This window comes from Lonepinella sp. BR2357 (assembly GCF_051851525.1).
GTDB lineage: Bacteria > Pseudomonadota > Gammaproteobacteria > Enterobacterales > Pasteurellaceae > Lonepinella.
This window is the reverse complement of sequence record NZ_JBPDVG010000008.1, coordinates 52,401-64,790: the sequence shown is the minus strand read 5'-3', so window position 1 is coordinate 64,790 and position 12,390 is coordinate 52,401. Positions and strand designations below refer to the sequence as shown.

The following is a 12,390-nucleotide window of genomic DNA, read 5'->3' as shown; positions in this document are numbered from 1 at the left end:
TTGAATATTTATTTACAACCTATGGAGATCTGAAATGACTCATCTTATCGTTGCAACACACGGTAAATTTTCTGAAGAAATCGTTAACTCAGCGGCAATGGTTTTCGGTGAAGATGAAAATACCCATGTTGTTACTTTCCTCCCTGGTGAAGGTGGCGATGATTTAGTGGCGAAATATCAAGCCATTATTGCCCATTTACCTGAAAATGAACCTGTGTTATTCCTCGTGGATTTATTCGGGGGCAGCCCTTATAATGCCGCCGCTCGGGTGGCTACAGAACGAGCGAATACAGATATTGTGACAGGCATTAGTTTGCCCATGTTGCTAGAATGCCTTGATGCGAAAGACAGTAGTTCCCTAACAGAATTGGTGGAAACTGCCAAAGAAGTTGGTGTGCAAGCGGTGAAATCATTCCGTCAGCCTGAACCCAAAGCTGTTCAATCCAAAGTGGTTAATCAACCTGTTCAAACGGTAAAATCCTCAACACCGCTCAATGGCCATTTAAATATTGCCTTGTTGCGAATTGATAGCCGTTTAATTCACGGTCAAGTTGCGACGTCTTGGGCAAAAGCGGTGAAATGTGAGGCGATTTTTGCGGTGAATGATGAAGTAGCAAACGATGATTTGCGTCGTGAATTATTGTTGCAAATCGTGCCGACGGGTTTGAAAGGCTATGTGATTCCCGTAGAAAAAGCCATTAAGGTTTACCATAACCCGAAATACACGGGTAAAAATATTTTATGGTTAGTCACTAACCCGACGGATATTGTGCGTTTAATTGAAGGCGGGGTAAAAGTGGAGAAAGTCAATGTGGGCGGAATGACCTATAAAGAGGGCAACAAACCGCTTTCAGAGGCGGTCACCGTCAACAAAAACGATGTAGAGGCTTTCAAAAAATTAATTGATTTAGGGGTGGAGTTGACCATGCAACAAGTGGCAACCAGCTCTAAAGTTGAAGTCACCAAAGCAAAATTAGATGCAATTCAATTTTAAGGAACCATTATGACAACAATTGAAATTATTTTAGTCACCCTCGTTGCTGCGATTTGTGGCATGGGGTCGGTATTAGATGAACGCCAAACCCACCGCCCATTAGTGGCTTGTACCTTAATTGGTTGGGTGTTAGGCGATTTACAAACGGGCATTATCGTCGGCGGTACGCTAGAAATGTTAGCCCTTGGTTGGATGAACGTCGGGGCGGCCATGGCACCTGATGCGGCATTAGCCTCAGTCATTGCAGCAATCCTTGTGATCAAAGGGGGGCAAGATAAAGGTACGGCGATTGCCATTGCCATTCCGGTGGCTGCAGCGGGGCAAGTGTTGACGATTTTCGTACGAACACTCACCATTTTCTTGCAACATAAAGCCGATGATTATGCGGCAAAAGCCAACTTCCGTGGCATTGAGCTTTGCCATTTTGCTGGGCTTTCGTTACAAGGTTTACGTGTAGCCATTCCAACCTTAGCCGTTGCATTAGTGGCAGGTACGGACACAGTAACCGCCGCCTTAGATGCTATTCCTGAAGTCGTCACTCGAGGCTTACAAATTGCCGGTGGATTTATCGTGGTGGTCGGTTATGCCATGGTAATCAATATGATGCGAGCAGGAGCATTAATGCCGTTCTTCTTTATTGGTTTTGTGATTGCCTCATTCTCCAACTACAACTTAGTGGGATTAGGTTTCTTAGGGGCGTGTTTAGCGTTAATTTACATTCAGTTAAACCCACAATTTAATCAATCACAAGCCCACACCATCGCCAAACGTGAATTGGCAGATGATGAACTTGAAGGTCTATAACAAGGAATTTTAATATGTCTGAGAAAAAACAATTAACCCAAGCGGATATTCGTGCAACCTACTGGCGTTCCACCTTTTTACTAGGGTCTTTCAATTTTGAACGTATGCAATCAATGGGCTTTTGTGTATCAATGATCCCAGCGATCAAACGCCTTTATTCCAACAAAGACGACCAAGCGGCGGCCTTAAAACGCCATCTTGAATTTTTTAACACTCAGCCTTGGGTTGGGTCTGCCATTATGGGCGTCACTGCGGCTATGGAACAAGAACGTGCTAACGGTGCAGAAATTGATGATGCGGCCATTAGCGGGGTGAAAGTGGGCCTTATGGGACCTCTAGCCGGTGTCGGTGACCCAATTTTCTGGGGAACCTTACGCCCTGTGCTTGCTGCATTAGGGGCGGGTTTAGCCATTAGTGGGAGCTTACTTGGTCCGTTATTATTCTTTGTGTTAATCAATCTTGCTCGTGCCGCTACTCGTTGGTATGGCTTTAAATATGGTTATCAAAAAGGCACTGAAATTGTGGGTGATATGGGTGGTGGTCGTTTACAAAAAGTCACCCAAGGGGCATCGATTTTAGGTCTCTTTGTGATGGGATCGCTGGTATCAAAATGGACCAGTATTAATATTCCATTAGAACTTTCACGCTATACCAATCAAGCGGGGCAAGAAGTTGTGACCACGGTGCAAAGTGTGTTAAATGATCTTTTACCGGGGTTAGCGGCGTTAGTATTGACTTTTATTTGTATGGCGTTATTACGTCGTAAAATTAATGCGATGTATATTATCTTTGCCTTGTTTGGGGTGGGGATTTTGGGGTATCATTTCGGTATTCTTGCTTAATTTAACGGTTTCGCCGTTGGCGACCGTACTTTCTTTTACTCGCTACGCTAGCACTTCGTGCCGTTGGCAAAACCAACGTTCAAAATTCTACGAATTTTGTGCTTGTGCAAAAGAAAGTAGGCAAAGAAAAGCACACCCCGATTTAAATGAGAGTAATCAAAGTGCGGTGATTTTTTGTCGCACTTTGATCAATGGGTTATTATGAATATTAAACAATTATTACAATCGCCACCATCTGAAACTTATATCAAAAATTCTTCTCGATTTATCACGGCACTTTTTATTTTTGCGGGTATTTTGCATTACCCAACAAATGGTTATGGTTCAGTCATTGTGTTAGGTTTTGCGGTATTTGTATTGCTCGGGCAAAAAATGTTGCTTTCCCAAGCAAATAAGGATTTTCGTGAGATGTATATGGCAAAACAACAATTTGAGCAAACGCAAAATTTGGATTATTTGCGTTATATTGAGGTGCGTTCTGCGCAAATGTTGCGAGATAATAAGGTGTTATCAGAAAAAGCCAAACGGGAAATTGCTGAATTAAGAGATTATGTCTCACCCTATTTAGTTTAAGAGGAGCTTAAATCATGACCAATCAAAAAACCGATTTACGCATCATTCGTAGCCATAAATTAATCCGTAATGCGCTTATCGAATTACTGAATCAAAAGAATTACCATGACATTAATGTGCAAGATATTTTAGATCTTGCCATGGTGAATCGTTCTACCTTTTACACCTATTATTCAGGTAAAGATGATTTAGTCGGAAAAATGATGGATGATTTAAAAGCAGAAATTAAACAACTCATTGAACTGCGTCAACAAGCGAACGATTTAACTCAATTTTTTGAAACCGCCATGCCGAAATGGTATGAACTACGCCATGTGTTGCTTGCGCTCTGGAAAGTGCATACGCCTCGTCATCATTTGTTTGAGGATATGATAAAAATGTTCCAAAAATCCTTTGTCCAGTTGGCTGAGGGGAAAAGTATCAGTGAAACCGATTTACCGTTACAATCCTTACTTTTCGCTCACTCCTTTTTAACAGCGATCCGTTTTTTCTTTGAAAAAAATCAAAAACCAGATGCAAAGAAAATTATGGATTTGTGGCAGAATACCTTGGATATTGCAGTAGAAAGAAAATAAAAAAGAAACGCACCTTTAAAAGTGCGTTGCTTTCTGATATTTATAGAATAACCAATCCGCCATTACGCTGAATTTGCCCACTCACAGCGAGATTAATTAATAATAATCCCGCATTTTCTAACAGTCTGGCTTTTTGTAATTTGCCGACATCAACCAATTTTGCACCACTATTCGCTAAGGCGGTAAAAATCCGTTGCTTGGCCTCCTCGCTGTCACTGGCAAACAGTAAACTGGCTGGATTGCCTTTTACTTGGCAACTGGCAAGGCTATCTGAAAAGTTGATATTAAAGCCTTTGACAACTTGGCTGTTTGGCAGTTTCTCTGCTACGATTTCTGCACTGGATGTGCCTTGTGGAACAAGCAAGCTATCTAAATTGGCAAAGCTGATCGGGTTTGCAATATCAATCACGATTTTACCGGCAAAATGTGTGCCGTGCGTTTCTACTAACGGCGCAAGATCAGGGAATTTTACCGCTAAAACGATAATATCACCTAATTCATGTCCGTCATAATCTCGCCCGATAATGTCGACTTCGTTGCCACAACGTTCAAATAATTTCGCGATTTCAGCACCAATCATGCCTTTTCCGCCGAAAATACTAATTTTTGCCATATTTTTTCTCCTGTCAATGTAAAAAAGCGAATGGAGACTGTCCATTCGCCCGAAATGTTATTTGCCGTTTTTGATGTCTAACACACGCTCTTTAGCATAACCCCAAATGCGATCTTCACGATAGGGGTATGGGCTGTTGCGGTCTTTTAGCACCATAATTGGGCCAATCCAAAGCACGAACAACGACGCAAATCCACCAATAATCCCGATAATATAATCTGTACTTGTCACCAAATTGTGGCTTTCAATGTAGTAGATATAGTAAATCATCACTGGAATGTTCAATAAGAAGATTGAACCGAAACCTGGGTTGTACCAACGTTTTAATTTGTATGATGTCACGCCGTGATTCGTCACTTGCAAGCAAGCCTGCAACACTTGGATTAACCCGTACCAAATACAATCTGGGAAAATGATGGCAATAATGTAGAACGTATAGCAAAGGAATACGTTATTAATCATCACCAAATTTGCATTGGTGGGGTAACGGTTGTAATCGTCGCCGTGGTTGCCGAGCAAGCCGATATTAAAAATACTTGGGAAACCGCCCGGATAAGCGTATTCTTCAAACTGATGCACTAACATTGCCATCCAGCTTAGGGTTAAAATCACTTGGATTTCGCTCAGTTGGCTGTGTCCCCAAAGGGCGAGGTAATAGGCGAGTAAAATAAACAACACCATACCCACGTTATACCAGTTGTGACGGTAAAAATTCATCATGATGTACTCCTTATTTTGCCTCTACCGCTTCTACGATTAACACGCGAGAAGTGCTGCTCGCCTTGCGACTTTTGTTAATTTTTTGGTAGAAATCAGAGTTGTACCAAGCTCGGGCTTGTTCCGCACTTTCAAATTCGATAATGCTCACCACACCGTTGGTATCGCCTTCCATCATTTCAGGTTTGGTCGCTTTGACGATCACTTTACCGCCGTAAGGTTTTAAGCTATCCATAAAACCTGCACGGTATTCTTTCATACCCGTTTGGTTGGTCACATTGACTTCCCCGATCACATAGGCTGGTGCCGCCATAGCGTGGGATGCGGTGAAAAGTGCGGTTAAAATTGCAAAAGTTTTGGTGAATTTCATTATGTATCCTCGTTTATAAAATCTTGTGAAAAAATGACCGCACTTTAGCACGATCATTTCATCTATTAGGCCTGTTCTTTCGCAACTTGCTCTAATGCCATTCTCGCCCAGTTACGCCATTCAATACCTAAATGCCATTTGTGTCCCTCAATCATTTCTTGATCCACGCCTTTTGGCATAAATACACCTAACAACACTTCACAACCGGTTTCCGTGTTGCGGAACTGGTGGAATGCGGCGACTGCGGTTGAATGATCGCCCTCACGGATTGGACAAGAAATATAGCTCACATAGGGATATTTTGCCTCATCACGAATGGCTTTTGCTTGTGCGGGGGCGTTGTCAATATTCGGATAGAATTTACCGATTAAGTTTACTGGCTTATCCCAACAACCGACAGTTTCAATAATGCGACGGTTACCGCCTTCGGTGTCTTTAATCATGTAATGCTCAGGGTTTGCTTTCCAGTTGGTTTGTTCGCTGAATGTACGGAAACATTTTAAAAAATCTTCCGCTTTTAAACCATCCACTTGCATTAAGGCTTGGCTTAACACTAATTCGCCATCGCAAGTGTCAGCGAATTGTTGGAATTTCACGTCCATCTCGTGCATTTCTTCTTGTAAGATTTTGTCCACGCCCTCGTGTCCGAGTTTGGTTTTGATTAAATCTAAGGCAATATAAGCACGCTCTAATTCTTTGCGTAATAATTCAATTTCACTGATTTCTTGACCGTTAATAAGGGTACGAATGTTTGACATATTTTGCTCTCCTGTGAGTATTGTTAACGTTGCTAATGAATGTGAAAGCGTTGTGCTTTCAATAAGGTGTATTATAGATTTATTGGGGAGAGATACAACCAACAGCAAACCAGTATGGAATAGGGTTATCCATATAAATTAAATATTGTGTATGGATAAGCGTAATCGCCATATTAATGTTGTTGGGAAAATTTATCGAAAAATCACCGCACTTTTTTGATATTTGTGCGGAAATGTATTGTGGAAAGACAAAAATCTGCAACACAGCGAGTTTGAATATTAAACTCGACATGTTGCAGATTTCATTTATTCTTAATTATTTCAATCGGTTAAATTAATCTTCTTTTAATGGCACCACTAACATATCAATGGTGACGGTATTCATTAATTGGCGAGTAGAGGACATTAATTTACTCCAGAAATCTTGGTGATGACCCGTGACGAGTAAATCCACATCATATTGTTCAATCGCATCAGCGAGTACTTGACCTAAATCACCGCTGCCACTTAATTTTTCACCAATTGGATAACCTGCTTGATCGGCGAGTTGTAGCAAGGCTTGCTGTGTTTCACTGGAAATGCGATCTTGCATAGACGTCATATTTACATCAATTAACCCCGTATAAAGATCGGAGAAATTGACATCAACGTGAATAATCGACAATTTAGCATTGTGGCGCTCTGCAATAGAGGCAGCTTTTTTCACCAATCTTGGGCTTTCATCTGAAAGATCGACGGCAACTAAAATATGTTTATACATAATTCCCTCCTTAATTTCTCGGGTTAAATGGATTATTTAGGCGTATATTAACATCTCTTTTAAACAAAAAATGTGTACTAGATCACAATTTTGAAAAAAGATCAAAATTTTATTATGATATGCCAATCTATCCGCCAATAAGGAAAAACTATGTCCCATACTATTGATGATTTTGTACAACTTATCGCTAAATTACGCAATCCTCATGGCGGTTGCCCATGGGATCTTAAACAAAATTACCATTCTATGATCCCTTGTTTACTTGAGGAAACCTATGAAACTGTGGAGGCCATTGAGCAAGGGGATGTGGCCAATCTACGGGAAGAATTAGGGGATTTATTATTACAAGTGGTGTTTTTTAGCCAACTCGCCAAAGAGGACGGGAAATTCACCTTTGAAGATGTGGTTAATGAGGTTTGCCAGAAAATTATCCGCCGCCATCCGCATGTTTTTGGCGATCAATCGGCTCGTAATGAACAAGAGGCACTGGCGAATTGGAATGCCATGAAAGCACAAGAAAAATCAGCCGAGGGAAAACAGCAGTCCATTTTGGATAATGTCCCTCATGCCTTTCCAGCCTTGTTGCGTGCGGAAAAATTACAGAAAAAATGCGCCAAAGTGGGCTTTGATTGGACGGAACTTCAGGATGTACTCAACAAAGTGCAAGAAGAGCTAGAAGAAGTAAAACAGGAATTAAATCAACCGCACTTAGATCAGACTAAAATCCAAGAAGAAGTCGGCGATCTGTTATTTGCCACGGTCAATTTAAGCCGTCATTTGAAATGTCAGGCGGAAGAAAGCCTACGCCAAGCCAACCATAAATTTGAACGCCGTTTTCGAGTGGTGGAACAAAAATTAACACAGCAAGGTAAAACCTTTGCGCAAAGTAATTTGATAGAAATGGATATTTTATGGGACGAAGTGAAAAAAGAGGAAAAAAACCAGAATAACAAGGGCTAACTCAGCCCTGTCAACATACCGCCGGTTATTTTTTCTGTTTATACACTTCCATGGCTTGTGGCAATAAACGTTGTAAGTTCGCTTGACGTTCTTCATCACTTGGGTGAGTGGAGAACAGACTGGCGACTTTACTTGAACCGCCTTGTGCCTGCATTTTTTGCCAGAGTTTTGGCGCTGCTTGTGGATTATAACCGGATTTTGCCATCAGCATAATACCGACTTCATCAGCTTCCGTTTCATGGCTACGGGAATAAGGCTTGTTGGTAATTAAATCGACTGTGCCGCTCCCTAAGCCTTGCAAGTCAACACCCAGTGCAGCGCTCGCCCCAAGTTCGACTGCGGTGCCTAATACGGCCGTAAATACGCCAAAATTCCGTGAAGATTTTCCATGTTCTTTTAACGCATGGGCCATTTCATGCCCCATTACGGTGGCAATTTCATCATCAGTTAAGGCTAATTTATCCACTAATCCGGTGTAGAACATCATTTTTCCACCCGGCATTGCCCAAGCATTCAGCTCAGTATTTTTCACCACCGCAATTTGCCAGTTAAATTTGGTGCCGGTGTTATTTTCTCGTTCCGCATAGGGTTGCATTACACGAAAAATCTTGTGTACCCGTTTAGAAGTGGTTGAACTGGTATCCAATATGCCTTTTTGTTTCGCTTGTGCAAGGATTTGTGCATATTGAGTTTCAGATTGTTGGTTTATTTCCGTACTGGTGGCGCAACTCACTAACATAGTGGTCGCAAGGCAAGTCACTATCAATTTACGTTTTAGCATAAAATTCCCCACTGATCTGATAAAAAAATACCGCCTTACCAAGGTAAGACGGCATCTCTATTGGATTATTTTTTCGCACGCTCAAAGGAGTCTAAAATCTCTTGGCGAGCCTCGTTCACATCGCCCCAGCCTTCGACTTTCACCCATTTTCCTGCTTCAAGCGCTTTATAGCTTTCGAAGAAGTGTTGGATTTGGGCTTTTAATAACGCCGGTAAATCGCCCACATCTTGAATGTGATCGTATTCTTTGCTTAATTTGGTATGTGGCACCGCAACGACTTTCGCATCACCACCCGCCTCATCAGTCATTTTTAACACACCCACTGGACGACAACGGATCACCGAACCCGGTTGTAATGGATATGGCGTTGGCACTAACACATCTACTGGATCACCGTCAGAAGATAAGGTGTTGTTCACATAGCCATAGTTGGCGGGGTAGAACATGGCGGTTGCCATAAAACGGTCAACAAATAATGTCCCCGTTTCTTTGTCCACTTCGTATTTGATTGGATCGGAATTTGCCGGAATTTCAATTACTACATAAATATCGTCAGGTAGCGCTTTACCTGCTGGAACGCTTTCTAAGCCCATGTTAATCTTCCTTTTGTTAAATGAATATAAATAAACACACCGATTATAGCGATATTTAGTTGGTTTTGCTAGAAAGTGCGGTTAGAATAATGAAAATTTTTTATCGATAACAAGAGAATGCTTATGCCGACGATCGCTGTTGCCATGATTGTGAAAAATGAAAGCCAAGATTTGGCGCAATGTTTAGACACCGTCAAAGATTGGGCGGATGAAATTGTGATTTTGGATAGCGGTAGCACGGACAATACGCAAGAAATTGCCCAATCCTACGGCGCAAAATTTTATTCCAATACCGATTGGCAAGGTTTTGGCAAACAACGTCAGCTTGCACAACAATATGTCACCAGTGATTATGTGTTATGGTTGGATGCTGATGAACGAGTTAGCCCCGAATTAGCGCAATCCATTCAAACTGCGGTGCAAAATAATGCAGAAAATACCCTTTATCAAATCAACCGTTTAAGCACCGTATTCGGTCGTGAAATCCGCCATTCAGGTTGGTATCCCGATTATGTGGTACGCTTATATCAAACGGACTACGCCAAATATGGCGATGAGTTAGTGCATGAACGTGTGCATTACCCCGCTGCCGCCAAAGTCGAAAAACTCAACGGCGATTTAGCCCATTTCACCTACAAAAATGTACACCATTATTTAGTTAAATCCGCCAGCTATGCCAAAGCCTGGGCGGAACAACGTCAAGTTCAAGGCAAAACCGCCAGTTTATTGGACGGCGTAACCCACGCTTTAGGTTGCTTTGTGAAAATGTATTTACTCAAAGCGGGCTTTTTAGACGGCAAACAAGGCTTTTTATTAGCGGTGTTATCTGCCCATTCTACCTTTGTGAAATATGCGGATTTGTGGGTGAGAACCAAAACGAATTTATAATTAGGAATAATCCATGTCAACATTAAAAAATGACCGTTATTTAAAAGCCCTATTGCGTGAACCCGTGGATTACACCCCCGTGTGGCTCATGCGCCAAGCGGGGCGATATTTACCCGAATACAAAGCCACTCGAGCAGAGGCGGGGGATTTTATGTCACTCTGTCGCAATGCGGATTTAGCCTGCGAAGTGACTTTACAACCGTTGCGCCGTTATGACTTAGATGCAGCGATTTTGTTTTCGGATATTTTGACCATCCCTGATGCCATGGGCTTAGGCTTGAGTTTTGGCGTTGGCGAAGGCCCTAAATTTGCTCGCCCGATTGACAGCCAAAGTGCGGTGCAAAATTTGCCTATTCCTGATCCAGAAGTGGAATTACAATATGTGATGAATGCTGTGCGAACTATTCGCCGTGAGCTGAAAGGCGAGGTACCGTTAATTGGTTTCTCGGGCAGCCCATGGACATTGGCAACCTATATGGTAGAGGGCGGTTCAAGCAAAGCCTTTACCAAAATCAAAAAAATGTTGTATACCGAACCGCAGTTATTACATCAGTTGTTGGATAAAGTCGCGGACAGCGTTATGCTCTATTTAAACGCCCAAATCAAAGCGGGCGCACAATCTGTGATGATTTTTGACACTTGGGGTGGCGTACTCGCTCATCGAGATTATATGGATTTTTCCTTGCAGTATATGCACAAAATCGTAGACGGTCTGATTCGAGAAAATGACGGTCGCAAAGTGCCGGTGACCTTGTTTACCAAAGGTGGCGGCTTGTGGTTAGAACAAATTGTAAATACAGGCTGTGATGCCATTGGGTTAGATTGGACAGTAGATCTTGCCAAAGCCAAAGCCCAAGTAGGGCATAAAGTGGCGTTGCAAGGCAATATTGACCCTAGCGTGCTTTATGCTTCACCCGAACGGATTGAGCAAGAAGTGCGGTCTATTTTGGCCGACTTTGGACAGGGTTCTGGACACGTATTTAATCTCGGGCACGGTATTCATCAAGATGTACCGGTAGAAAGCCCCAAAGTGCTGGTGGACACCATTCATCAGTATTCCAAACCTTATCATCAATAAAAGGAACGGTTATGCGAAACCCCATTCAAAAACGCCTTGAACACTTTGAAACTTGGCAACATTTAACCTTTATGGCATGCTTATGTGAACGCATGTGGCCGAATTTTCAGTTATTTTGCCAAGTCACCGAACAACCTGACAACGCAAAAACCTATCAAAATATCCTCAATTTAGTCTGGGAATATTTAACCGTCAAAGGGGCAAAAATCAATTTTGAAAACCAATTAGAAAAGTTGGAAGAAATTATTCCCGATGTCAACGATTATGACTTTTTTGGCGTGGTGCCTGCATTAGATGCCGCAGAGGGATTGGGCGATTTGCTGCACGCCATTATTGCCGGTGAAAATTTAGAACAAAGTATCAAAATCAGCCAATTATCTTTGCAAACCGTCGCCACCCTGTTAGAAACCGAACAAGAGCGAGAATTATCCGAAACAGAATTAAAAAGTGCGGTGGAAATTGAGCAAGAATTAGATGTGCAATGGCAGATCTTCCGCACCTTGAAAGAATGCGAAGAACGGGATATCGATCTCATTTTAGACCTCAAAAACGAGATCCGAAGTAGCAAAATCTCAAATATTGGTATAGAAATCACTCAATAATGTGATCTTTGCCACAAATTTGTAAAATAGTGCTTTGCTTTCGATTAAATTTTGTTTAATCTATGCGCACTGTTCTTACAGTCGTTAGAAGTAGGTAAATAAAGGCTTTACCTAAATATTCAATCCAACATTATAAGGTACTTAAAAATGAATAAAACAGATTTAATCGATGCCATTGCAGCAGAAGCCAAATTAACTAAAAAAGATGCCAAAGCTGCATTAGAAGCGACTTTAACTGCCATTTCTGGTAGTTTAAAAGCTGGCGACCCAGTACAATTAATTGGTTTTGGTACATTCAAAGTAAACGCACGTAAAGCTCGCACAGGTCGCAACCCACAAACTGGTGCGGAAATCAAAATCAAAGCCTCTAAAGTGCCAGCATTCGTTGCAGGTAAAGCATTAAAAGATGAAGTAAACGCTTAATTGCGAATAATATGCTTTCTCTACAACCCGCCTTTAAGGTGGGTTTTTATTTACTTTCA

The 12,390-nt window shown here is 41.8% G+C and carries 18 protein-coding genes; 11 read left to right on the top strand and 7 right to left on the bottom strand.

Going from position 1 to position 12,390, the window contains the following annotated elements:
• Positions 1-34 precede the first annotated feature (34 nt).
• The 6 genes from ACTG7L_RS06740 to ACTG7L_RS06715 are packed head-to-tail and all read left to right on the top strand — an operon-like array spanning position 35 to position 3,788.
• Entirely contained in the window at positions 35-994 is a 960-nt protein-coding gene (locus ACTG7L_RS06740) for a mannose/fructose/sorbose PTS transporter subunit IIB (protein WP_439327934.1), read from the top strand.
• A gap of 9 nt (positions 995-1,003) precedes the next feature.
• Positions 1,004-1,798, top strand: a complete 795-nt coding sequence (locus ACTG7L_RS06735; RefSeq protein ID WP_439327933.1) for a PTS mannose/fructose/sorbose transporter subunit IIC — start codon at positions 1,004-1,006, stop codon at positions 1,796-1,798.
• Positions 1,799-1,812: 14 nt separating this feature from the next.
• Positions 1,813-2,640 (top strand): PTS mannose transporter subunit IID, encoded by an 828-nt coding sequence (gene manZ / locus ACTG7L_RS06730; protein WP_439327932.1) that lies wholly within the window; start codon positions 1,813-1,815, stop codon positions 2,638-2,640.
• The gene (locus tag ACTG7L_RS06725) at positions 2,633-2,845 is read left to right on the top strand and encodes a hypothetical protein (protein ID WP_439327931.1); all 213 of its coding nucleotides are present in this window, start codon (positions 2,633-2,635) and stop codon (positions 2,843-2,845) included. The genes manZ and ACTG7L_RS06725 overlap by 8 nt, the downstream gene beginning before the upstream one ends.
• Entirely contained in the window at positions 2,842-3,213 is a 372-nt protein-coding gene (locus tag ACTG7L_RS06720; RefSeq protein ID WP_439327930.1) for a hypothetical protein, read from the top strand. Before ACTG7L_RS06725 ends, ACTG7L_RS06720 begins: the two co-directional genes overlap by 4 nt.
• A gap of 14 nt (positions 3,214-3,227) precedes the next feature.
• Complete coding sequence (locus ACTG7L_RS06715; protein WP_439327929.1) at positions 3,228-3,788, top strand: TetR/AcrR family transcriptional regulator; 561 nt, start codon at positions 3,228-3,230, stop codon at positions 3,786-3,788.
• A 40-nt stretch (positions 3,789-3,828) separates the two neighbouring features.
• Here the strand turns inward: ACTG7L_RS06715 and ACTG7L_RS06710 are convergent, their stop codons facing one another.
• The 5 genes from ACTG7L_RS06710 to uspA all read right to left on the bottom strand — a co-directional run bounded on the left by ACTG7L_RS06710 (position 3,829) and on the right by uspA (position 7,006).
• Positions 3,829-4,401, bottom strand: coding sequence for an NADPH-dependent F420 reductase (locus ACTG7L_RS06710; RefSeq protein WP_439327928.1), 573 nt, complete (start codon positions 4,399-4,401; stop codon positions 3,829-3,831).
• Between the two features lie 57 nt (positions 4,402-4,458).
• A complete protein-coding gene (locus tag ACTG7L_RS06705; RefSeq protein ID WP_439243252.1) occupies positions 4,459-5,121 on the bottom strand; it encodes an HXXEE domain-containing protein in 663 nt (220 codons plus the stop codon).
• A 10-nt stretch (positions 5,122-5,131) separates the two neighbouring features.
• Entirely contained in the window at positions 5,132-5,488 is a 357-nt protein-coding gene (locus tag ACTG7L_RS06700) for a DUF1330 domain-containing protein (protein ID WP_439327927.1), read from the bottom strand.
• A gap of 65 nt (positions 5,489-5,553) precedes the next feature.
• Entirely contained in the window at positions 5,554-6,246 is a 693-nt protein-coding gene (locus tag ACTG7L_RS06695) for a hypothetical protein (RefSeq protein ID WP_439327926.1), read from the bottom strand.
• Between the two features lie 334 nt (positions 6,247-6,580).
• Positions 6,581-7,006, bottom strand: coding sequence for a universal stress protein UspA (gene uspA, locus ACTG7L_RS06690; protein ID WP_439243258.1), 426 nt, complete (start codon positions 7,004-7,006; stop codon positions 6,581-6,583).
• Between the two features lie 150 nt (positions 7,007-7,156).
• On the opposite strand from uspA, the gene mazG reads away from it, so the two are divergent.
• Positions 7,157-7,966: a nucleoside triphosphate pyrophosphohydrolase gene (mazG, locus tag ACTG7L_RS06685; protein WP_439327925.1), complete on the top strand. Its 810-nt coding sequence runs from the start codon at positions 7,157-7,159 to the stop codon at positions 7,964-7,966.
• A gap of 25 nt (positions 7,967-7,991) precedes the next feature.
• Here mazG and ACTG7L_RS06680 read toward each other — a convergent pair whose 3' ends face one another.
• On the bottom strand, positions 7,992-8,747 hold the full coding sequence (locus ACTG7L_RS06680; protein ID WP_439257030.1) for a M48 family metallopeptidase: 756 nt from the start codon (positions 8,745-8,747) through the stop codon (positions 7,992-7,994).
• Between the two features lie 65 nt (positions 8,748-8,812).
• Positions 8,813-9,340, bottom strand: coding sequence for an inorganic diphosphatase (gene ppa / locus ACTG7L_RS06675; protein WP_439243264.1), 528 nt, complete (start codon positions 9,338-9,340; stop codon positions 8,813-8,815).
• A gap of 123 nt (positions 9,341-9,463) precedes the next feature.
• On the opposite strand from ppa, the gene ACTG7L_RS06670 reads away from it, so the two are divergent.
• The 4 genes from ACTG7L_RS06670 (at position 9,464) to ACTG7L_RS06655 (ending at position 12,331) form a co-directional block, all read left to right on the top strand.
• Complete coding sequence (locus ACTG7L_RS06670) at positions 9,464-10,228, top strand: glycosyltransferase family 2 protein (RefSeq protein ID WP_439327924.1); 765 nt, start codon at positions 9,464-9,466, stop codon at positions 10,226-10,228.
• A 13-nt stretch (positions 10,229-10,241) separates the two neighbouring features.
• Positions 10,242-11,306 (top strand): uroporphyrinogen decarboxylase, encoded by a 1,065-nt coding sequence (hemE, locus tag ACTG7L_RS06665; RefSeq protein WP_439327923.1) that lies wholly within the window; start codon positions 10,242-10,244, stop codon positions 11,304-11,306.
• Between the two features lie 11 nt (positions 11,307-11,317).
• A complete protein-coding gene (locus tag ACTG7L_RS06660; protein ID WP_439327922.1) occupies positions 11,318-11,908 on the top strand; it encodes a YjaG family protein in 591 nt (196 codons plus the stop codon).
• Positions 11,909-12,040: 132 nt separating this feature from the next.
• Positions 12,041-12,331, top strand: coding sequence for an HU family DNA-binding protein (locus ACTG7L_RS06655; RefSeq protein ID WP_439327975.1), 291 nt, complete (start codon positions 12,041-12,043; stop codon positions 12,329-12,331).
• Positions 12,332-12,390 lie beyond the last annotated feature (59 nt).